This window comes from Anabaena sp. CCY 9402-a, assembly GCF_963920945.1.
Classification (GTDB): domain Bacteria; phylum Cyanobacteriota; class Cyanobacteriia; order Cyanobacteriales; family Nostocaceae; genus Trichormus; species Trichormus minutissimus.
In genome coordinates this window covers 16,239-39,318 of the sequence record NZ_CAWUDL010000033.1, presented here as the reverse complement: position 1 = coordinate 39,318, position 23,080 = coordinate 16,239, and the positions used below count along the sequence as shown (strand labels likewise).

The 23,080-nt window shown below is 42.4% G+C and carries 15 protein-coding genes and 1 pseudogene; 8 read left to right on the top strand and 8 right to left on the bottom strand.

Features of this window, described 5'->3' with window-relative positions; all coding sequences use genetic code 11:
* Positions 1–48 precede the first annotated feature (48 nt).
* Both ACM0OR_RS14030 and ACM0OR_RS14025 read right to left on the bottom strand, forming a co-directional pair.
* On the bottom strand, positions 49–1,125 hold the full coding sequence (locus ACM0OR_RS14030; protein ID WP_414576824.1) for a response regulator: 1,077 nt from the start codon (positions 1,123–1,125) through the stop codon (positions 49–51).
* A 12-nt stretch (positions 1,126–1,137) separates the two neighbouring features.
* The gene (locus ACM0OR_RS14025) at positions 1,138–5,379 is read right to left on the bottom strand and encodes a PAS domain S-box protein (RefSeq protein WP_414576822.1); all 4,242 of its coding nucleotides are present in this window, start codon (positions 5,377–5,379) and stop codon (positions 1,138–1,140) included.
* Positions 5,380–5,840: 461 nt separating this feature from the next.
* Here ACM0OR_RS14025 and ACM0OR_RS14020 point away from each other — a divergent pair, with 461 nt between their 5' ends.
* Positions 5,841–6,329 carry a hypothetical protein gene (locus ACM0OR_RS14020; RefSeq protein ID WP_414576821.1) on the top strand — a complete coding sequence of 163 codons (489 nt, stop codon included), beginning with the start codon at positions 5,841–5,843 and terminating at the stop codon, positions 6,327–6,329.
* A gap of 509 nt (positions 6,330–6,838) precedes the next feature.
* On the opposite strand, the gene ACM0OR_RS14015 is transcribed toward ACM0OR_RS14020, so the two are convergent.
* The gene (locus ACM0OR_RS14015) at positions 6,839–9,580 is read right to left on the bottom strand and encodes a zinc-dependent metalloprotease (RefSeq protein ID WP_414576819.1); all 2,742 of its coding nucleotides are present in this window, start codon (positions 9,578–9,580) and stop codon (positions 6,839–6,841) included.
* A gap of 1,124 nt (positions 9,581–10,704) precedes the next feature.
* Here ACM0OR_RS14015 and ACM0OR_RS14010 point away from each other — a divergent pair.
* The 3 genes from ACM0OR_RS14010 to rpsU all read left to right on the top strand — a co-directional run bounded on the left by ACM0OR_RS14010 (position 10,705) and on the right by rpsU (position 12,551).
* Positions 10,705–11,478, top strand: coding sequence for a class II glutamine amidotransferase (locus ACM0OR_RS14010; RefSeq protein ID WP_414576818.1), 774 nt, complete (start codon positions 10,705–10,707; stop codon positions 11,476–11,478).
* A gap of 437 nt (positions 11,479–11,915) precedes the next feature.
* Positions 11,916–12,233 (top strand): RNA recognition motif domain-containing protein, encoded by a 318-nt coding sequence (locus ACM0OR_RS14005; RefSeq protein WP_190709816.1) that lies wholly within the window; start codon positions 11,916–11,918, stop codon positions 12,231–12,233.
* Positions 12,234–12,362: 129 nt separating this feature from the next.
* Complete coding sequence (gene rpsU, locus ACM0OR_RS14000; RefSeq protein ID WP_190709818.1) at positions 12,363–12,551, top strand: 30S ribosomal protein S21; 189 nt, start codon at positions 12,363–12,365, stop codon at positions 12,549–12,551.
* Between the two features lie 357 nt (positions 12,552–12,908).
* Here rpsU and ACM0OR_RS13995 read toward each other — a convergent pair whose 3' ends face one another.
* The 4 genes and pseudogenes from ACM0OR_RS13995 to ACM0OR_RS13980 form a co-directional block, all read right to left on the bottom strand.
* The gene (locus tag ACM0OR_RS13995; protein ID WP_414576854.1) at positions 12,909–14,180 is read right to left on the bottom strand and encodes a DEAD/DEAH box helicase; all 1,272 of its coding nucleotides are present in this window, start codon (positions 14,178–14,180) and stop codon (positions 12,909–12,911) included.
* Positions 14,083–14,316, bottom strand: coding sequence for a hypothetical protein (locus ACM0OR_RS13990; RefSeq protein WP_414576856.1), 234 nt, complete (start codon positions 14,314–14,316; stop codon positions 14,083–14,085). The genes ACM0OR_RS13995 and ACM0OR_RS13990 overlap by 98 nt, the downstream gene beginning before the upstream one ends.
* A gap of 57 nt (positions 14,317–14,373) precedes the next feature.
* Entirely contained in the window at positions 14,374–14,583 is a 210-nt protein-coding gene (locus ACM0OR_RS13985) for a hypothetical protein (RefSeq protein ID WP_414576815.1), read from the bottom strand.
* Positions 14,544–15,840, bottom strand: a pseudogene (locus tag ACM0OR_RS13980) (RNA-guided endonuclease InsQ/TnpB family protein). Before ACM0OR_RS13980 ends, ACM0OR_RS13985 begins: the two are co-directional and overlap by 40 nt.
* 196 nt (positions 15,841–16,036) lie before the next feature.
* On the opposite strand from ACM0OR_RS13980, the gene ACM0OR_RS13975 reads away from it, so the two are divergent.
* The 3 genes from ACM0OR_RS13975 to ACM0OR_RS13965 all read left to right on the top strand — a co-directional run bounded on the left by ACM0OR_RS13975 (position 16,037) and on the right by ACM0OR_RS13965 (position 17,907).
* Complete coding sequence (locus ACM0OR_RS13975; protein ID WP_414576814.1) at positions 16,037–16,183, top strand: hypothetical protein; 147 nt, start codon at positions 16,037–16,039, stop codon at positions 16,181–16,183.
* Positions 16,184–16,260: 77 nt separating this feature from the next.
* A complete protein-coding gene (locus ACM0OR_RS13970) occupies positions 16,261–17,232 on the top strand; it encodes a phosphatase PAP2 family protein (protein ID WP_414576812.1) in 972 nt (323 codons plus the stop codon).
* Positions 17,233–17,343: 111 nt separating this feature from the next.
* Complete coding sequence (locus tag ACM0OR_RS13965; RefSeq protein ID WP_414576810.1) at positions 17,344–17,907, top strand: Uma2 family endonuclease; 564 nt, start codon at positions 17,344–17,346, stop codon at positions 17,905–17,907.
* Positions 17,908–18,136: 229 nt separating this feature from the next.
* Here the strand turns inward: ACM0OR_RS13965 and ACM0OR_RS13960 are convergent, their stop codons facing one another.
* Complete coding sequence (locus ACM0OR_RS13960) at positions 18,137–22,375, bottom strand: chemotaxis protein CheB (RefSeq protein WP_414576808.1); 4,239 nt, start codon at positions 22,373–22,375, stop codon at positions 18,137–18,139.
* A gap of 225 nt (positions 22,376–22,600) precedes the next feature.
* Between ACM0OR_RS13960 and ACM0OR_RS13955 the strand changes: the two genes are divergently transcribed.
* Positions 22,601–23,065 carry a hydrogenase maturation protease gene (locus ACM0OR_RS13955; protein WP_414576807.1) on the top strand — a complete coding sequence of 155 codons (465 nt, stop codon included), beginning with the start codon at positions 22,601–22,603 and terminating at the stop codon, positions 23,063–23,065.
* The last annotated feature ends 15 nt before the right edge of the window (positions 23,066–23,080 follow it).

Here is a 23,080-nt window from a genome sequence, read left to right as displayed (position 1 = left end):
TTTCTCCCCCTGCTCCCCCTGCTTCCCCTGCTTCCCCTGCCCCCTGCCTCAAACAGACCCCAAGAAGATTGTAAAAATAGTACCCTGGGGATGATTATCTTCAACAGTAATAGTACCGCAATGTGCCTCAATTGCCATTTTGCAAAAAGCTAATCCTAAACCAATTTGTGAAATTTCTTGCATCCGCGTGCCAATCTCATATTTCTCAAAAATGCTTTGTCGTAAGTTATGAGCAACTCCCGAACCGGAATCAAGGACTTGCAATTTAGCTCCTGCTGTTAAATACTCTGCTTTCAAGGTAACTTGAGAGTGTGACGGGGAAAACTTAATCGCATTAGAGAGTAAATTATCCAGGATGCGGCGAAAGATGGGTGCATCGGCTTTGATCATGCCACCAGGATCGGGTAATTCATTGACGAGGCGAAGGTTTTTTTGGAGAGCGATCGCCTCAACATCTGCCAAGGCGGAAATGCAAAGCGCACGCAGGTCTAATTCTGTATAGTTCAGAACCATTCTGCCAGATTCTAACTTGGCCATGATGAGCAAGCTATCAATCAATGATTCCATTTGTTGGGATGCGATGCTTATTTGATCTAACTTTCGTTGTTGCTGTAAAAACGATAAATCTGGCAACCGGAGAATTTCATTGGAGAGTACAATACTGGTAAGCGGGTTTCGCAGGTCATGCACAATCATATTGACCATATCTTCTCGTAGACATAGCAAGGTCTGCAAGTTATCGTACTGCTGCTTGATCCGCAACATGGAATGAACTCTAGCTCTTAACTCCACACCGTTCACGGGCTTACTAATAAAGTCATCAGCCCCTGCGGCTACACACCTGGCCAGGTCTTCTTTAGCGGTTAATGCTGTCACCATAATAATAGGCAGTGCTTGCCATTGTGGGTCAGATTTGATCCGTCGGCATACTTCCATACCATCTAGATCAGGCATCATCACATCTAATAAAATTACATCAGGCTGAAAAGTATGCAGGCGATCAATGGCTTGTTGACCAGTAGAAGCATAATGTAGTTGGTAGTTTTCACTATCTAATAACGCTTCAACAACATCAAAGTTATCCGGTTCATCATCAATTACCAAAATAGAGGGTTGATTAGTCATTGAAAATTTCCACTACCTCGTTAAAAGTTGTTGAATGGTCACTATCAGCTGTTTAAGTTTTACAGGTTTGGTCAAATATTCGTTAGCACCGGCAGCTAGGCAAGTTTCGCGATCGCCAGGCATGGCTAGTGCTGTTAATGCAATTATAGGAATATGCTGAAATTGTGGCTGCTCACGGATACGCCGTATAGCTTCCAATCCATCCATTATAGGCATTTGAATGTCCATCACAATTAAGTCGGGATGTTGGAGATGAAGTTGGTCAATGGCTTGTTGTCCATTGTTGGCGATCGCCAGACGATATCCTCGACTTTCAAGATAGCCGGACATTGTGTCGATGTTGGCTTGATGATCTTCTGCCAGCAAAATCACAGGATGATCCAAAGTGGGTTTCGCTACTATATCCATCACGGGCAAATCACCATAGACGTGCTTGGGCAATGAAGCTATTACCTTGTTTATAGGAATATGATCGCTAGTTATATAGGGAATACGAAGAGTAAAACAACTTCCTTGTCTGACTTGACTGGTGACACAGACCGTTCCGCCATGTAAGGCAGCAATTCGTTTTACCAGTGCCAAACCTAGACCTGTACCGTTGTACTGGCGATTAAGGTTGCTGTCTAGTTGTATAAAAGGTTGAAATAGCTTGCTGATGTCTTGAGGGAGGATACCGATGCCGGTGTCAGTGATTGAGAAGCAGATGTGAGGGGATTGGGGATTGGGGACAGAGGGAGATAAGGAAAACCTACCCTTTGGAAACGGTGAAGCGGTAATGCCCCCCTGCCCCTCTACCCCTTCGAGCCAAACCTTAAGCGTCACCGTTCCTCCATTTGGGGTGAACTTGACGGCGTTGCTCAGTAGGTTAATGAGTCCCTGACGCAAACGGAGATCGTCTCCTTGGATACTGCCAAGATGATCAGGAATCTCAGTCATGAGGCGAATATTTTTTTTCCATGCCATCTGTTTGATCAAGGCCAAACTGTCATGACAAAGGTTTTTAATCGCCACGTCACTCAGTTGTAGTTCCAGTTTGCCTGATTCAATTTTGGATAAGTCGAGGATGTCATTGATTAGTTCTAGGAGGTGTCTACCACTGCGTTCGATGGTGGCGATCGCTTTTGCTTGCTGTTCATTAATCGCACCGAACACATTTTCCTGAAACCCCTCAGACATACCTAAAATTGCATTGAGTGGTGTTCGCAATTCATGGCTCATATTAGCTAAAAATTCATCTTTGAGGCGAGTGGCGCGGGCCAGTTCGGTGTTGGCATTGGCTAATTGCTCATTTGTCTGCCTCAGTTGTGCTTCTGCGTGTTTGCGCTCGGTGATATCTTCATAAGACCCTAAGATGCCAATCACCTCACCTGTGCTGTTAGTCAGGGGAACTTTGCTTGTCCTTACCCATATATACGAGCCATCCTGGTGTCCCATTGGTTCTTCATAACCGAGTTTGGAAGTTCCCGTAGCGATCACAGTTTTATCGTCTGCACGATAATTATCTGCTTGTTTTTTCCAAGGTAAGTCAAAGTCGGTCTTGCCGATAATCGCATCAGGATGTGATAGTTGGGCATCGCTGGCAAATGCGGGATTACAACCTACATAGGTTAACTGACAATCTTTCCAAAAGACACGTTGGGGAATGGTATCTAGTACCAATTGCAGCATTTTGCGTGATTCATGCAATTCTTGTTCAGCTTGCTTGCGATTACTGATGTCAGTGACCCGCACTAAATTCATGGTGTGACCAGCGATAGAAATGGGCTTGGCAGCAATGTTTCCCCAAAAAAAATTGCCTTGACGAGTCACATATTCAATTTCTCGACTCCAAAACCCCTCAGTCTCAATTTGTGCAACGATGGCAACCATCTCATCTGGAGAGAACTGACGACGCTGGAGTGAATGCCCTTCAATCCCTAGTAGTTCTGCTTTGTTATCAGCTTCAAATAATTCTACTGCTCGTCGATTACAATCCTGAGTGATTAGTGATACGGGATCAACCAGAAACAAAGCATCGGCAGATTCGTTGAAAATTACCTCCCGCAAATCCCTGTTACGGATCAGTTCTTGTTCAGCTTGTTTGCGCTCGGTAATATCTAAGATAATGCCGATTAACTGTAATGGCTGACGATCATCATCAAGTATGACTTCGCCTCGTGAAAATAAATAACGTAAACTTTGATCTGGGCGATAAAAACGATACTCTAGCTCATAACATAGCCCCAGGGCGATCGCTTCTTCTACTACAAGGTCGCGATGCGCACGATCATCTGGATGTATACCCTGGAGCATCTCGTCATAGCTGGGCATACCAGACTCAGGATTACGCCCAAAAATGTAAAAGACTTCTTCTGACCAGATTACTTCTTGGGTTTGCAAATTCATCTCCCAACTACCTAAATGAGCAATCCTTTGGGCAGCAGCGAGGTTAGCTGCATTTTTGCTGAGTTGGGCTTCAATCTGTTTTTGTTGGGTAATATTTTGGGTAATACCAACACCGCCAATTATCTCTCCTGCTGAATTGCATAAGGGCTTAACCGATAGAGATACAGGAAAACGCGAGCCGTCTTTACGAATAAACGTCCACTCATCCTGACTGCTACCTAACTGATTTTTGAGGATCAATTCGCCACCAGGGGCAATTTCCCTGCCCAGTTCTTGTGAGAGTGCTTGTGCTTGTGCCTTGAGTTCCTCCGGGTCGTGAAAGATGAGTGGAGTTACTTGACCCACCACTTCCTCGGCTGTATAACCCAACATTTTCTGGGCAGCAGTGTTAAAGGTTTGAATTATACCTTCAGAGTTGGTAGAAATGATCGCATAATCGGTGCATTCTAGGATGGCTTGTTGCAGATTGATCAGGTCAAAAAACTGAGCTTCTGCCTGCTTACGAGTGGTAATATCTGTTTCTAAACCACTCATCCGTGTGACGTTGCCTGCTTCATCCCACAGTGCTTGACCCCGGTCTAATACCCACAGGTAAGAACCATCTTTGCATTGCGCTCGATATTCTTCTTGGAAAAATAGAGTTTTGTGGGCAAAATAGTCAGCCACCGCCATCATCACGCGATCGCGATCATCTGGATGTATGCGGCTGAACCATTCTTCTAAGCCGGAGCTAATTTCATCCTCCATGAAGCCCCGCATTTGTTTCCAGCGTGCCGAGAAAAACACCTGATTAGTTTTGACATTCCAGTCCCAAATCCCGTCATTGCTGCCGCGTAGTGCTAAATGCCAGCGTTCTTGACTTTCTCGGAGAGTTTTCTCGGTGCGTTTGCGTTCTCTCAGTTGTGTATGCGCTATCTCGTAAGCACTTGCTTGTTGAATGGCGATCGCTATTTGTAATGCTAGTTGATCTAATAATTCTAGTTCTACTGATTGCCACTGACGTGGTGCAGTACATTGGTGAGCAATTAATAATCCCCATAAGCGATTTCTCACCACAATTGGCACGACTAAATTAGCTTTGACTTCAAATTGTTCTAGCAGATGCACATGACAGTCTGTTAAGTCAGCTTGATCAATATGATTGATTGCCCGTGTTTTTCCTAGGCGATATTCTGCTCTCGTTCCCTGTTGAAAATAGGTATCCTGAATCTGTTTCCCCAAACTTACCGTCCAACCTGGCAGCACTGACTCTGCCACTACAGTACCGCTCATATCTGAGTCAAATTGATAAACTACTACCCTATCTGTCTGTAAAAACTGGCGCACTTCTTTTGCTGTAACAGCTAAAATCTCTTTTAAATTCCGTGATTGAAGAATCCGTAAAGCGATCGCACTAATAAGTTGTTTTTGTTCCCGACTTTGTTCTAATTGCCAATGCAGATGCCTCTGTTCCACTGCATCATGAATTGCCTTTTGTAGAGTTGCCGATGTGAGTTTGCCTTTGACTAAATAATCTTGTGCGCCGCTTTTCATCGCCCGAACTGCGATCGCTGCATTATCCTCTTCTGTCAACAGGATAATCGCAGATTGTGTATTACTCACAAGTTTCCTAAATTCTTCCAAAAACTCCAGTCCATTTCCATCGGGCAACCTAAAATTTAGCAAAATAATATCTGATATCCCCTGCTGACACCATGCCATTGCCTGTGTTGCCGTTTCAAATTCCCAAATACGATAGTTATATAGGCTATCCTCCTGCAAAAACTGACGAAATATTACCCGCTCTTCGATGCAATTATCAATCAACAGGATGGTTAGGCAGGAGGGATGACTCATAACTAGGTTGTAATATTCCTCCCAACTAGACATACTAGTTGGTGAAATGTTAATAGTGTGTTTACTCTTGGTGCTGTTTTACAAAATCCCCTACTAGAGTTGAGTCTGTAGTTGTGGATTTTTGAGTTGCTGTTATCCACTTACAGATAAAAGCGCAAACATCAACTATCTTAGCCTGCATCCTATAAAATGTTTAATTGTTCTCACTACCAAGGTTAATGCTGTCTTCGTTTCCCTTGTTCTATGCCAAAAAAATATTAATAATTCCATTTTATGTGCAGTGGTTCACTACGATTTCAGCAATTTTGTTACTATTGATTAATAAATATAACTAGTCAAGTGTCGTAAAAATAGATAATCAGCAAATACCTAAATATTTTTATATCTAATGAGAGATTGTTTTCTGTTTTTAAATGTGAATAATCCCAAGTCTTTAGATAACACAGGAAAACAGGCTGGGAAATTTAATACAAATATATTTAAATAATTTGAGGATGAGCGAACATCGTTTGAGCAAAATTGTGATTGAACGTCCTCGGCATGGGATGAGAATTAGCCTCAAAAAGCTGACAGGCTTCAAAAAGCAATTACACAAACTGACTGAGGAAGCGAGTCAAGATGGATTGTTGAATCCCTACCTGATTAAAGCAACAAACAGAACTAAATATCTTTCAGATCATCTCGGCCCTCTACGTCGGTTTTTGCGATCGCAAGTCGGACAACCGTGGAATGATGTTTACAGCGAACTGTGTAAAAAATTAGATCCCAACACAATGACAGGACAACACGTTCTGGCTCATGTGTGGGACTATGTTGAACGTCATGTAGAAATAATTGATGGTAGTCTTTACAGCCAGCCTTATCGGGGCTACCGCATTCAGTTAAATGTCAGCCATTACGATCACTTCTATATTCATCCTCAAACTGGCATTCTCTGTGCAGCCGATAAATTGCCTCGCAAGCGAAAACGAAGGCAGAGTTGACGTTCTCACCGCACTTTTAGGGCGGTGATTCTAAAAATCACTTTTTAGGCTTTCTCTTTCATCGACACGCCTTAAAATCAACTATCCATTACTGGCAATGCTTAAACCAATTAACCGTTCAACAGAACCAATTAACGAGCTTAACTTAGTTGACCCCAGAGGGCTACATCTCCAGAGACTTACTAGGATACTAAACCTAGCGTTTTCGTGCGCCCCACGATACGTTTATGGACAAAAATATTTTTTTTCTGGTTGATGCTACTTTTTTAATTTCACTAGCTATTTTTATACTCGTATTCGCCACCGAGTTGTCTTTATTGTTTCCCGACCCGTCGTGTTTCACTCATTTGAGTCGTCCTGTATCGGCGGATATTCTACCTGAGACAATTTAACTCTATCACAAAAAGCCGTCCTAGAAGGACGGGGCTTTAGACCCATATTTTCGGTAAAGAAAATTTCATCATTGTTGATAGTGCTGAATACTCTTCTTACTCAGCACGCATCACTTTTTACTGTGAAAATAATTGTGCGTTTAATGCTTTTGTGATGCGATCGCTAGAAAATTCTAAGTGGGCTAAAGTATAAGTATCCAGTTTTTCCCCAAATTGTTTTACCTGGGTATTAATGGCATTTTGCAGTTGGCGTAATTCATACCAAGCCAGTGTCCTGCCATCTTCAGGTACATCATATTGATGTAAGACCATTTCTAGCAAAATATTCAGATGTTCTTGTTGCAAGGAACGCCGGATGCTCGAAATTGCCTGCGGTTTCCCAGAAGCTAAAACTTCTGTCCAAATGCCTTGTTGCAAGGTATCGAATAATTCCGGGATGGAAAGTGCTTGCCCAACTAGGGTTTTTAATTCTAGATCCCGTAAACGATTGAGACGTTCACCGTCAAATAGCGATCGCAATATTGCCCTTTGATAACTTAAAATACTTTCATGAATGGGATAGTCAAGGCGGTTATTGGGCGCAAAGCTTCCCCAGTGTTGCCAGCGTGATGGTGCTAGCTGATTTAGCAACTGTGGCGAGAAACTAAAAGCATCCTCAGCAAACACATACTCTTGTAACTTTGCCAATGCTTGACGTTGTCTCAGCAATGGAACTGGTACAAATGCCCAAGAACTATCATCATTAGCATGAACACGGCGAAACGATTCCCCCCCAATATATTGAGAAAGTAAGTTGGCGTTACGAAAATAATATTTCAAGACTCGATTAAATAAGACGCGCAGATTACTATAGCTTTCTCCCCGTGGTAAATAATGCTCATCCAAGCGTTGCCACATCACACGGGCATTATCCATTTGCCACTGGGAATAAACTAGTACATCACTACTCATATCCCAAACATTGGCTAGAGGATTGATATCCCAGATATCTTCATCAGTTGCATAAGATAACTCTGGTTGCGGTGATGCCAAGGCAATCTGCTGCAAAAAGCTCTTTTCCGCTTCTGGATGGATCATCTCACCAACGGCGTGAGGACTGTTTTTATATCCATATTCAATTGCCCATTCATCGTAAGGGCCAATCACACTGGGGAAATATTCACCTTGCTGGACTCCCTGGGGTGCGATGTTCACCGGTAGATAGTCCATCACCGAACCAACTAAACCTTTAGTATGGGTGATTTCAGTGTTATTTAATTCTTCCGGCGTTAACATAGTGCTGCCGTGGAAGTTGTGACGCAAACCGAGAGTGTGTCCGACTTCATGGGCGATGAGATAACGCAAATATTGATGTACATACTCCTGCATCGCCTCACTACTCGGTTGAGTATTTTGCAACAGCGATAACGCCAATGCCCCCATAGCAGCTTGCTCTGAAGTATGTTGGCTATAGCAAGATTCCGATGAATTGGGTAGAGGTGTAGGGGAATACACCTGCTTAATATATTTCTCCTGCCTTGTCTGCGAAACGCTACGCGAACTGCCTCCTGCCTCTTGACATAGGTTACTTTCCTCCATCAGTGCGCGATATTCTTGCTGAACCGATCGCACCATGTTGGCATCGATGATAATATCTGCATCTAAGATTTCGCCGGTGAGGGGGTTAATTCGTACTGGCCCTTTGGCAAAACCTGCATCTAGAGAATTAAACCAGCGAATAGTGTTGTAGCGAACATCCCCTGGTTGCCAGTCAGCATCATCTGGCATTTGTTGGACTGCGATCGCATTTTCAAATCCTGCTTTGGCAAATGCTTTGTTCCACATCAGCACACCTTCACTAATCGCCTCACGATACTGCAGCGGTACAGCATTCTCAATCCAAAACACAATTTGCTGTTTGGGTGGTGATAAAGGTGTGTTGGGATCGGATGCTTCGAGATGCCAACGGTTGATATAACGTACAAAGGGTTCTTGGCTGTGATTGTTCGAGAAGTCTTGGAAGGCAGTAATAAAATATCCCACTCGGTCATCAGCTAACCTGGGAATATAGCCGTTGTGTTCTTGAAGTTGAGAAAAACTGTAGTGTACCTTCAAGGTAAGGGAGCGACTATCGGGTAAAGTGACTAAATCTGCTCCTTCTGGCGATGAAAAACCATATATTGCATCAATTTCTACATTTTCTGGGAAGCTTTTGACATCACCAAAATAAGATTTGCTCCTTTCTAGCCGATAATCAGCCCGTAAAGAGTATTTCAAGAGGGGAGTTAATCCAGGAAAATCCTGCATGAGCAGATCGTCCAGATTAATCAGAATATTTTTACTACGCGGATCAATACTTGCTATTTCTAGTGAATAAAGAACTGAGTCGCTAAATGAGCGAGCTAGCGATCGCTGTTCTGCTTCACTTGATTCTGTACGGAATTTAACATTACGCACGACAAAGTGCAAATTATTGTTAACTCGGCAAAAATAAAACAGGTAATCAGCAAGCGGTAATCCGCTATAAATCCCCGCCTCACCAATACCTGATTCTAATGTCACTGTAACTAAATAATTTTTATTTAGTTGCTCTGGCTGAATTTCTAAGTAAATTTCCCCTGAATTCTCCCGACTATAAAGTGTGAATAGTCCCTCTAATTTGTTTGTTCCTTTAAATAGCTCTCGAAATTGCCAAAAATCTTCTTTTCTACTCTCCCCAAGATTATTGTCAGCAATTGCTAATTTTTCCTCTATCGAGACTGCGGTTAATTGCTGAACATCAGGATTTGCAAGCTGGGCGGCTCTGGCATAATTAGTATTTTGTAATAAGTTATACAATAAAAAAGCCAAGATTACTACTTTAGTTATCCAGTATTTCATTCTTTAGTTTTTTGCCTGAAGCGATTCTCTTGTTGAGGACAAAATCGATAGCTATTCCGTGATTTTTAATTTATAAAATAAAATTCAATATTTAGCAATATTTACTTCTTCAGACAGATACTTTATTTAACTAAAGATAGATGTTTTTACTTCAGGTAGATTTTAAAGATCCGGTATAAATTATATGTAGCGAATTATAACGTAACTAAGCGAGTGTATAAGTTATCGCCTTTTCAAACACGAAACACAAAGTTTTTATTAAATTTCTACATTTAAAAATAAAATTCAACATTAGGCATATCCAGAAATGAAATATATGTTATCCGGAAACATCAGAGAGACGTAGCATTGCTACGCCTCTACATTCTTCTTCGGAGATGTCTAGTATTCATCGTGAGTGTGATTAGATTGTATTGATGTAAGATCCCTCCTTTGTATCGATGAACATTGATTGAAATTGGTGATTATGTGTCTTCTTTAAAACTGGCATTTCTTGCCAGCATTGTCGGCAGAAAAAATAGACTTCATGACTACGGATATGCCGTAAAAGTCTGTGAGAGCAACAGGGACAAGTATTCATTATTTTTTGAGTTTATAAAAATGTAATTTCAAAACAAAATCTATAGTTATGTAACTAATAAATTTGTTACATAACTGTTTTAATAATTAGGTTTTTCATAAGTAATATCTTCAGTAAAAACACCTAAAATTGGTATTAAGTTATATTAAAGAAATCCTTTACAAGTAGACTCGCTTACATGAATACCGCTTAATTGAATTTGGGGATCAATATTTAGAGGATTGAGATCAGAAAAAACCTCAAGTATTCAATTGAGAACCCTAGAAGATAAATATTGTAGATGAGTATTATTGCGTAGTTTGTGACAGTCTAATCAGGCAGTTTATCTGAAAAAATCGCGCTGCCAAGTATGAACATAGTTACCACCCACGAGAGTGGCTAAAGATTCTTTGTTGTTTCCTTAGTTTCCCCTGCACCCCTTGCACCCCCTGCTTCTTCCGACTCCCCATTCGCTAAAATGCAGCGATCGCACCAAAATATGGATCGCATTCTGAAGTATCTTAATTCTGAGGCATGAGTCAAAAATTCAGAAACTGCAATATCAATGTGTCAACTGCTGGGAATGAATTGCAATGTGCCAACCGATATCTGCTTTTCCTTTGAAGGGTTTTCCGCACGGGGAGGAAGAACAGATCATCATAGTGATGGTTGGGGGATTGCCTTCTTTGAAGGTAAAGGATGTCGAATATTTTTAGATGCTAAACCCTCTATCAATTCTGCGATCGCAGAATTGGTGAGGCGTTATCCCATCCACTCTACCCATGTGATCGCTCATATTCGTAAGGCTACCCAAGGGGAAGTCGCCTTACAAAATTGTCATCCGTTTCGCCGGGAACTCTGGGGACGGTATTGGGTATTTGCTCATAACGGCAATTTGCCAGATTTTGATCCAGAACATCAAGGTTTTTATCAAGCCGTGGGTAATACTGATAGTGAAAAAGCCTTTTGCTTAATTCTAGAAACCCTGAGACAAAGCTTTCCTCAAGGTAAACCTCCTTTAGAGCAAATATATTCTGTACTGCAAAAAGTTACAGAAAAATTAGCTAATATAGGTATTTTTAATTACTTATTCTCTGATGGAGAACATTTTTTTACGCACTGTTCAACTAAACTTAGCTATATAGTCCGTCAAGCACCCTTTGCGGCGGCTCACTTGATAGACCAAGATATGACTGTAGATTTTAGGGAATTGACCACATTTAGCGATCGCGTTGCCGTCATCGCTACTACCCCCCTCACAGATAATGAGGTTTGGACACCAATCAAACCGGGAGAATTGTTAGTATTTCAAGATGGATTGCCATTGCCACATTTCTAGCATTAGTCAAAAGTCAAAAGAATTGTATTCCGGGCTTTTGCGCTATATAACCTTGATAAGCTAATCGTCATTTAAATTGCACCATTTTCATAATCATCAAAGCTGCAAACCCTCGCCCTTGCTCCCTGCTCCCTGCCCCCTGCGGCCTCAATGCTTACTCCAGGAGATTGTCGAACGGAGAACCCGCATTAAAAATTTGGCATAATTAATGGCTGGAGATGGGAAAACTCTTGCTAGTAGCTAATCTTAACTTTCATTACATCACTTATTAACCATCTACTGGATGCAGACAATCTGCTTCTATGTCATTCTATAGAAGGAGAGTTAATTCGGTGAGCATCTTTGTTTTTAGTATTGACAGGTTTTTCCCTTTTGGTCTTGACAGGTTTTTCTCCGAAATTTAAATCTCTACACAGTAATAATTTTGGAGATCATCGATGTCAATTTATGTAGGCAACCTCTCTTACGAAGTTACCCAAGATACCTTGAGTGCTGTTTTTGCAGAATATGGTACTGTAAAGCGGGTTCAAGTACCCACTGACCGTGAAACAGGCCGTCCACGCGGTTTTGCTTTTGTGGAAATGGGAACTGAAGCTGAAGAAACAGCTGCCATTGAAGCCCTTGACGGTGCTGAATGGATGGGTCGTGACCTCAAAGTCAACAAAGCCAAGCCCAAAGAAGACAGAGGTTCATTTGGTGGTGGAAATCGTGGGGGAGGATATGGTGGAGGTGGCGGTGGACGTAACCGCTACTAAATTTTGAAAGCTGAAATTTTTCTAGCGAATTTTCAGGTTATATCAAAAGTCTGAATTGTTTTGCACTTTAGCCAACGGGACGGCTTACCATGATAAGCCATTAATTAAGCCAATTTAGGAGGAGGGATAATGACCCAAATAGTGGTAGGCGATAATGAACACATTGAATCAGCCTTACGTCGATTTAAGCGAGAAGTCTCCAAGGCGGGGATTTTTCAAGATATGAGGAAGCACCGTCACTTTGAAACGCCTATTGAAAAGTCCAAGCGCAAGAAAATTGCCTTGCACAAGCAGAGTAAAAGACGTTTCCGCTCTTAAGCAGTGATATAAATATCAAAAAACCCTCATAATTTTTTATGAGGGTTTTTTTATGAACGTCTAGTCCGTTAGAAGTCAATAGGTCTACCACTTCTTCTAGGATACAAGGCGATCGCTTGACCCTACCAATTTTAGATTTTGCGGAAAGTTCTGTAGGCGGGTTTCCCAACCTAGGAAACTTTTCAAGACGGATTTTGGATTTTAGACTGGTTTTTCGGCTCAAGCCCCGTCTCTTTGTGGGCAAAATAAATCTAAAAGACGCTCTCTACGTTTGCGGAGCGTGTCTTAGACAGACGCTGCGCTATGCAAATTTAAAATCTAAAATTGTTTGACTTTGAAGACAGTCGCGACTCATTTCTATTTTTTTATAGGACGAGCATCAGACTTTTGCCCACCTGTTATGGTGCGCTGTGCCGATTTTTTAGCTGTAGAGCGAACCGGACGTTTACTACCTTGAGGTCTGTGCTTGCGTTCATCTAGAATTGGTTCGGTCTTGGTGGGGGAATTTGCTCCCAAGCCAGCAACCACTCCAACAGGTAATCGCTGTTCAATTAGTTTCTCGATATCTGCCAACAACTGATATTCATCGACACATACCAGCGATACAGCTTCACCTGATGCACCAGCACGACCAGTACGACCAATGCGATGAACGTAATCTTCTGGTACATTGGGCAGATCGAAATTGACCACATGGGGTAGTTCGCTGATGTCCAGACCTCGTGCGGCAATGTCCGTTGCTACCAATACCTGTAAAGTGCCGTCTTTGAACTTCGCCAGAGCGTGGGTACGCGCCGACTGGCTCTTATTACCGTGAATCGCTAGTGCTTGAATACGCTCCTGGCTTAACTCCTTAACCAGACGATCAGCACCATACTTAGTACGAGTGAAAACCAGCACTTGATACCAGTTGTCTTGCCGAATCAGGTGCGCTAGTAATTGACGTTTCCTGTCACGCTCTACTTTGTAAATTTTCTGTGCCACTGTGTCGGCGGTAACGTTGCGGCGTGCTACCTCGATCATCTTCGGTTGATTAAGTAGCCCGGTGGCGAGCGCCTTGATTTTTTCCGAGAAGGTGGCGAAGAATAGCAAGTTTTGTCGCTGTTTGGGCAGCAGCGAGAGAATGCGCCGGATATCACGAATAAAACCCATGTCCAACATCCGGTCTGCTTCATCCAGCACCAATATCTCAATATGTGACAGATTTATCGTACCTTGCTGCACATGATCTAGTAGTCGTCCTGGTGTAGAAACGAGAATATCCACACGACCTTTCAAAAGCCGTTTTTGCGGATTAATGCTGACCCCGCCAAACATGGCCATCGTCTGCAAATTTAGGTACTTGCCGTACTCACGCACGCTTAACTCTACCTGTGCGGCAAGTTCACGAGTCGGGGTGAGAATCAACGCCCGGATCGGTGAGTGTGCATTAGATATATGATTGACGCTACTGTCGGCAGACAATCGATGCAGAAGCGGCAGCGTGAAGCTGGCAGTCTTTCCAGTCCCCGTTTGTGCGCCAGCTAGCAAATCACGCCCCGACAAGACGGCAGGAATAGCCTGTGTCTGGATTGGCGTGGGTTTGGTGTAACCCCGTTCGGTGACGGCACGGATAATTTCTTTGGACAAGCCGAGATGAGAAAAAGACATAAAACTCCAGAATTAACATCGGCCTGTCGCCAGTGGCGGCATCAGTTTGAGGCGGACGGATGATTTGCAAGGCTAGATGGGCGGTAAACGCCAAGACTGAAAGCGAATGCCGCAATTCTGCATTTTAACAGAGTATAGTTCGTTGTGTCGTGATGTTTTCAGACTTTAATATTTACCAAAAAACCTTTAAACTTCTCTGTTCTGGGGAGGTTTTCGAGTATTTGCGCGATGGCGTAACCGCCCAGCGTAGCTGATCGCCCATACTAAAAGACGGTACGGTTAAAGTAACTGGTGCAAGAAATTGGTCTTGGGAGACGCGATGAATCGCTGCTGTGACATCTCCTACACTGACGCTTTCCTTCGGAACGCTCCGCGAACGCATACAGTGTAGGCTTCCAAGACAATCCGGCTATCGCTTAGGAGGCTCTTGGCTTTAAGAACGGAATGCCCTACCGCCCTCTCTTACAAAGTTGGGCGGGACGGAAACCGACACCGCCCACTTTGCGCTATTTTTTATATTGATTGCAGCGTTATGATCACGATCAAGATTACACCCACAATTAGGGCAATCGTGCCAGCGTTCATGCAGTTTTTTAGGAACTTTCACCCCACAATTAGAACAATCTTGGGATGTGTTCTTGGGATTAACAGGTATTACCAACAAACCAGCATTTTCGGCTTTGTTTGTCAGTATTGATAAAAAGTTGCCCCAACCAGCATCATGTACAGATTTAGAAAGTCTAGACTTTGAAAGTCCTTTGATGTTTAAATCTTCATGTGCAATTAGGTCATATTTTTTCAGTAAGTTGTTAGCAGTTTTAAAGTGGAAGTCTTTACGCTTGTCAGCAACTTTTTTATGCTGTCTACCCAATTGTTTAACAGCTTCTTGTCTACGGTTACTACCTTTTTTACGTCGTGAAACACGCTTTTGGATAACTCTCAAACGTTTTTGAGCTTTGCGATAGTGTTGAGGAATAGCTACTGTTTCACCATCAGCAGTTGTCAAAAACTCTTTTAATCCCATGTCAATACCAGTTATGGATTCTGGGTTAAAGTCAGGTTTAATTGTAGGGACTGTAGTATCTTCCAAGCTGAGGGTCACATAATAACCATCAGCTTTTTTAGTTACAGAAGCGGTTTTGATTTTAAAGCCATCTGGGATAGGTCGATGAACAATAACTTTCACATCCCCTATCTTTGACAACGTAATTTTGTTGTTAACAAAATGATGTTGCTTAAATTGGGCGTAAGTAAAAGTCTGATATTGACCTTTACCTTTGAATCTAGGTCTACCAGCCTTCTTGCCATTAACGTCACCCTTTAACCATCTGTCAAAAGCTAATTCAACTCTTTTAGGGACTTCCTGTAACACTTGAGAGTGAATCTCTTTGTACCAAGGTCTATCCATTTTTAGTTGGACTAACGAAGCTTTTTGACTGTAATAGTTAGGCTTATCCTTTAGTTCAGGTATATGGCAAATTAATGGGCATCTATCAATAGGACAGCGATTCATTTCATACCAATCAAACCTTTGAGCCAGCAAATAGTTGTACTGACAACGCAACATTTCTAGAGTTTTATCTATTCTCTCTGCTTGTTGTTTAGTTGGCTTGATTTTGTACTGATATGATATCTTCATTGCCTTATCCTTAGTTTCGACCTATTTATATATTAGCATAAATGTAACGACGTTGTACTGGCATTTATGAAAAATAAAACATTGAATTTAAGGATATCCGAGCGCAGATTGAATAAACTACGGTTATATGCGAGTCAGAATGATAAAACTATGACTCATATAATTGAAGACTTTATAGACTCGCTCAAAGTTAAAAATGGTGATTCCGACGCGGGAGTACCCGCTAACGCTTCGCTATCATCGACCCCACTCCCTAATCAACCTAGCGGTTGATAGTGGTCGGAGGTCAATTCGTCATCACCCCGCCATTCATCCCACGCTGCACTTTCCTGCGGAACGCTAACGCGAACGTGTCAGACGTGGGGCTTCTGTCGGTTAAAGCTAAAATATACTTATAATTCAAAATGGACTTCTGGGACGATGAACGGGCATGAGAATAATCTCTCGCATGAGCATGGTTTGATTCAGGCAATACATACATCTGTCAAAGGTAGAGCCAGATTCAAGGTGAAAGGACTGCATCTTTCCGAATTTATGGGAAAATACATTGAGTCTCGGCTATTAGAAGAGAAAAACATTGACCAAGTACGTGCTAACCATTTAACAGGCAATGTACTGGTAATTTTTAGTCCTGATTTTAGGCATAGCGCGATCGCTTCCCGACTCCAAGATATTGTTTTAGATTATAGAAAATTCCCTAAAAATCTATCGATAACGACAGTTGCAGCACCAATACAGTTGGCAACTATGCCGATGCAGCCACGATTAGACAAACTCAACAGTCAACTGATTATCGGATCTGCGGCTGCTACCACCCTAGTTTTAAGCAGTGGAATCTTATACAAAAATGGTTTAGATGAAAGCATTTTGCTAGGGCTGCAAAACCTGCATAATCCCCTGCTGGATAACATGATGAAGGGGATAACTATGTTGGGTGAGCCAGTCATTTTTCTGTCAATTTGTTCAGCACTAGGAATTAATCTCTGGCAGAATCAACGCCGCAGAGAAGCAACTACTTTGGCTATAGCAACAGTAGGTGCAGTGGGTTTAAATGTGCTGTTCAAAGAAATTTTTAGAAGGGCGCGTCCCACACTTTGGAATTATATTGTCAATGCAGTTCACTATAGTTTTCCTAGTGGTCATGCAATGGTTTCGACAGCAATTTATGGCTGCATTGGCTACATTTTAGCGAAGCAATTTCCCCAATGGCGCAAGCAGATTTTAGGTTCAACCACAGTGATAATTTTGGCAGTAGGTTTTAGTAGACTCTATTTGGGAGTACATTGGCCTACTGATGTTTTAGCTGGATATGCCGCAGGTTTATTGTGGTTAATTTTCTGTATTCTTTATTTAGAATGGCAGCCAAATTACCGCTTTTCAAGTAGTTTTTAATGTTGATGAGGGGTGTAGGGGTATTAAGAGGATGTTTTAAAAGTTTTAGTCCTACTAAAATTTTAAATACAGGTAACTGATATTAGCAACAAAGGCACGAGGAAAGGTTCGATGAATACTGTTGTGCTTAATCTAGAACCGATTGCTCATTTAACTGATGAGCAATTTTATCAATTGTGTATTGCCAATAGCGATTTAAGCCTGGAAATGAATGCAGCCGGAGAATTAATAATTATGCCCCCAGTCGGAGGAGAAAGCGGAAATCAAGAAGCAGACCTAATTACAGACTTGAACAATTGGAATCGTCAAACTAAATTAGGTAAAGTTTTTAGTTCTTCGACTATCTTTATACTTCCAAATGGTGCAAAACGTTCCCCTGATGCGGCTTGGGTAAAGCTAGAACGCTGGGAAGCTTTAACACTAGAACAGCGAAAAAAATTTCCGCCACTTGTACCCGATTTTGCCATTGAACTGCGTTCCGAGACAGACCGGCTTGCACCTATCCAAGCGAAAATGCAGGAATACATAGAAAATGGTTTGCGTTTGGGTTGGCTAATTAATCCTCAAGATCAGCAAGTGGAAATTTACCGACTTTTGAAAGCTGTAGAAGTTATTCAAATGCCAGCGATTATTTTTGGAGAAGATATATTACCTGGATTTGAGTTGCAAGTATAGGTAGGCGATAAGTCTGACAAGAAATAACACGATTTGCTGACAAGCTCAGAGGCTTCAGTCCCTCGTTGTAGCTCACGGCAGTTTTAACTGCTTTGACTAAGTAATGAGTAATAAGTAATGGGTATTTACTTATTACTCATTACTCATTACTCATTACTCATTACTCATTACTCATTACTCTTCAAGAATCTCAGTCACTTTTAGTGCTGAGAGTGTCAAGGTATGGCTTTTACGAATTAGGAATTTTCCCCGCCAAAGTAGCAACCACAGATAACAACTGTGGGGGTTCAACAGGTTTAGCAAGGTGGATTTGGAATCCTGCTGCTACAGCTTTTTCATACTCCTCATTTCCAGCATAGGCGGTGAGGGCGGCGGCGGGAATGTTTCTGGTGGCTTCGTCACTTAACTGTCTCACCCGACGAATTAGTACATAACCATCCTCCTTTGGTAGACCGATGTCAGATAGAAGCACGTCATAACTACCAGGGTTGTCTCTCAGCTTTGATAGTGCCTCCCTTGTTGATGCAGCTTCTGTGATTTGTGCGCCGTAATCCTCCAGCACTATTTTAAATAACAGGCGTATATCTGCTTCGTCATCTACCACCAGTACCCGCACACCTTCCAGGGATGGAATGTCATCAGTAGAGGGCTGGGATGGCAAACTTTCTAAATCATCTGTAGAGACGTTGCGTTGTAACGTCTCTACTTGTGACATCGGCAGAAATATCTCTGGCTGGGTAAGTTGCAGAGGTAGCTTGACTGTAAAAGTTGCCCCTTGATCTTCACCTGGACTTGCCACTTCAATTATACCGCCGTGGAGTTCTACTAAATGGCGGACAATGGACAGTCCTAGTCCCAATCCAGGATTTGAACGGGTTCTGCTACCATCAGCTTGACGGAATCGTTCAAAAATATAAGGGAGAAAGTCAGCAGGGATACCTTTACCTGTATCACTAACTTGAATCTCGGCATAAAGATCACTGTAATCTAGGGTGACGTCAATTCTGCCGCCTAGAGGAGTGAATTTAATGGCATTAGAAAGTAAATTCCACATCACCTGCTGTAAGCGAGTCGGATCGCCTACTATATTTCTGGGTGTAGAATCTAGCCTGGAGACAATTTGAATGTTTCTAGCTTCGGCGGAGAGACGGACAACCTCGATCGCAGATTCAATGATTGGTACAATTTGAATCGACTCGGCATCTAGACGCAGCCTACCGGAACTAATGCGGGAGATGTCTAGGAGATCCGTAATCAGATTGGCTTGAGCCTGTGCGCTGCGCTCAATGGCTTCCAACCCTTGGTTAATGGTGGTTTCGTCGAGCTGATGCTTTTGCAATAACTGCGCCCAACCCAGCAAAGAATTGAGTGGGTTTCGCAGTTCGTGGGAGAGAATTGATAAAAACTCATCTTTGGCGCGGTTGGCTGCTTCAGCTATATTGCGGGCTGATTGTTCTTGAACCAACAGTTGAGCGCGTTCTGCCTCCAATTCCTTGCGGTTGGTGATGTCCTCAATCAAGAGGAGTATCATTTCTCTATTGTCTTCTGTGGTCATCCTCCGAGCATTAAACCGCATGATTTTTTGTCCGATATGCTCAAAGTTACACTCAACTTCAAGACCTTGAGCCTGGGATTGCTGGGGGAGAATATCTTCTAGGAGCGATCGCAACAAGGGAATATTCCACTGTCCATTCCCAAGTTCATATATTAAGCGATTTTCTGTTTCTTCTGGTAACATTTGGAATGTTTCGTAGAAAAACTGATTGGCACTCATCACCCGTAAGTTTACATCCAGCACCAATAGAGACTCCCGCATTGTATCCACAATCGCTTGGGCATAATCTATAGATACTCTGAGCTGCTTGACACTGTCTTTAAGAGCATCAATGTCTACCAAAATGACCACAGCACCGTCAATTTTGTTGTCTATTGTCCGATATGGCCTAATTCTGAGGTCATACCAATGCCCTTCTTGGTCTTGCACTTCCTGCGTTTTATAGTTAAGAGTGCTAATTACCTCTAAAATTTTTTCCTCTAAGTCAGAGATATTTAAATTGTGCTTAATATCACTCAGTGGACGTCCTATATCCGTAGGAATTAAGTTAAATATTTTCTCTGCTCCCGGAGTAAACCGCCGAATCCCCAGATCACTCCCCAACATGAGGATAGGAATACTGATACAACTAAGGAGATTTTGTAAATCGTTGCTGATTTGAGTTGACTCGACATTCCGTCGTTGCAGTTCGGCGTTAATTGTGAAGAGTTCTTCATTAGTTGCTTGAATCTCTTCCTTGGCGGTTTCCAGTTCCTCATTAGTGCTTTGCAGTTCTTCATTACTGGAGAGAATTTCTTCGTTAGCTGCTCTCAGGTCTTGATTAGTAGCTTGCTGCTCCTCAATGATAGATTGCAGATATTCTTTAGTATTTGCTAATTCCTGCTTCAGCCGAGAATTTTCTTGCTCGTAACTAGCTTGTTTTCCGCGTCTAGATTTGACATGGCTGCTAGTAGTAGTGTTTTCTGTAGGATTACTAGCTACCTCCGGGCGCATATCTTGAAACAGCACTAAATAGTAAAATTCTGTGGTTGCAGCAGATTGAAACGGAATCACATCAATCTTCACCAGCTTCACTTGATCATCTTCTCTGATTTGTAAGCCTTCCTTACTCACGGTTAGCTTTTGGTTTTTAGCCTGGTGGACGGCGGTGCGTAGTTCTAGCCTTAATCCTTCCTTGGCCATTTTCAGCAGGTTAAAGCTGGGTCTACCAGGTGGGAGTTCTAAATAGGAACTAGTCTGCCCCCGGAACTGCAAAATCTCCAGTTCATTGTTGATAATTACCCCCACTGGAGCATATCTATTCAACACGATCCTGTCAGCTTCTTTGAGAATTTCCTGCCCATTCCAGATATCTTGTCTATTTGGGGGTAGAGGGTTCAGAGCATCTGGGGGATAATTGCTAGGCATCAGATCAATACTAAGCCGAGCTGGTGCTATTTTCCGAGAATAAATTTTGTACTTTTTGTCTACCAAAGTAAACAAGTCAGAAAACTCTCCCACGGTCTCCGAAGTGCCTAACATCAGAAAGCCTGTTGGCTGGAGACCATAGTGGAACATGGGCAGGAGTTTTTTCTGTAGAGGAGAGCTTAAATAAATTAAGACATTGCGACAAGTAATTAGATCCAACCGGGAAAATGGCGGATCGTTCATTAGGTTATGCCTAGCGAAAACACACAGTTCACGTACTGGCTTGCTAATCTGATAATTGCCATCTACCTGCACAAAGAATCGCTGTAAACGTTCTGGAGAAATATCTGCTACCTGGCTGGGTTTGTAAATGCCCGTTCTGGCTTTCTCAATTGCCACCTCATTGATATCTGTCGCAAAAATCTGGATGGGCAGATGGATTCCCTGGACTGTCAAAAACTCCATCCAGCAAATAGCAATAGAGTAGGCTTCTTCACCAGTGGAACATCCTGCTACCCAGACGCGGATGGCTGAATCTGGTTGATGTTCCTTGAGAAGAAGGGGAAATATTTTGGTTTTTAAAGCTATAAAGGTTTCGGGGTCACGGAAAAAACTAGTGACAGTAATCAACAAGTCCTGATACAACGCGGTGATTTCTGCTGGGTTATTTTGCAGATACTGAGCGTAATCTTCCAGCTTTTCCAGCTTATACAAAATCATCCGTCGGAAAATCCGCCGTTTCAGGGTGTTCTGCTTGTAGTGGGTAAAGTCAACACCTGTCGCCACCCGCAACAACCGGAATATGATCACCAACGCATCGCCGCCTTCTGGGATCTCCTCTGTGATTGGCTCTGGGGTTGGTTGTCTGACGTAGGGATGACGGCTGATTTTCCCTAATTCCTCGGCGATTTGTTGCGGGGTGAGGATAAAATCTACATGACCAGAAGCCACAGCCGTATTCGGCATACTACTGACTTGTGCCGATGATTCACACTGAGCAAAGGTAATACCGCCAGCGTCTTTGATCATTTCCAGTCCTTTTGCGCCGTCAGAATCTCCCCCCGATAAGACAACTCCAATGGCTTTGTTTCCGTAATCTTCTGCTAGGGAACAAAAGAAAGTATCCACTGTCATCGACAACCCCCGGATTTTTTGTCGGGGTGACAGTTGTAATACTCCGTGAGAAATTGTCATCACGGCATTAGGTGGAATCACATAGACATGATTTGGTTCTACAGACATCCCATCCTGTGCTTCCACAACGGGCATTTGGGTTGTCCTACCCAGAATCTCTGTCAACATACTTTTTTGATGGGGACTCAAATGCTGAATTAGCACAAATCCCATGCCCGTATCTATAGGTAAATGGCTGAGTAATTCTGTGAATGCTTGTAATCCTCCCGCAGATGCACCCATGCTGACTATTGGAAAGAGTTCATTTTGGTTAACCTCCGGCTCGTCAGAGGAATTAGATGGAAAGTTTTGAGGAGATTGCCTAGAGTTCATTATGTACAGCCGGTCGAAGTTAGGAATGTTATGTTTTTCTTTCTCAGATTTTTAATCTTCATAGCCTTACTCTAGCTAAATGTTATGACCTCATGTGTACTGGATACATAGTACATAAATACATCCACCTGTAGATAGAAAAATTTTATATCAAGCAGTCACTAAATCTTAGTGCTGCTTTAGCATCTCTGGTTCAGCCTGTTCATACTGTCCGTAGGATAAAAAATGCTTACTATTATTGGTTGTGGAAATCTGAATCGCAGTGACGACGCTGTAGGCGTAATTATTGCTCAACGCCTACAAAAATATCTAGCAAAAAATCCCCATCCCAATGTGCAGGTATATGACTGTGGAACAGCCGGGATGGAGATAATGTTTCAAGCTAGAGGTAGTAAAAAATTAGTAATTATTGATGCAAGTTCAACTGGTTCAGAAGTTGGTGCAGTGTTTCAAGTTCCTGGCGAAGAATTAACAGCCTTACCAGAACCTAGTTATAATTTGCATGATTTTCGTTGGGATCATGCTTTAGCCGTCGGTAGGAAAATCTTTCAAGATGATTTTCCTGAAGATGTGACTGTTTATTTAATTGAAGCGGCAAATCTTGATTTTGGACTAGAGTTAAGTCCTGTTGTGCAGAATGCTGCTGATTTGGTATTTGAGAAAATAATTAAAATAATTCGTAATTCGTAATACTCTACGGGTGAA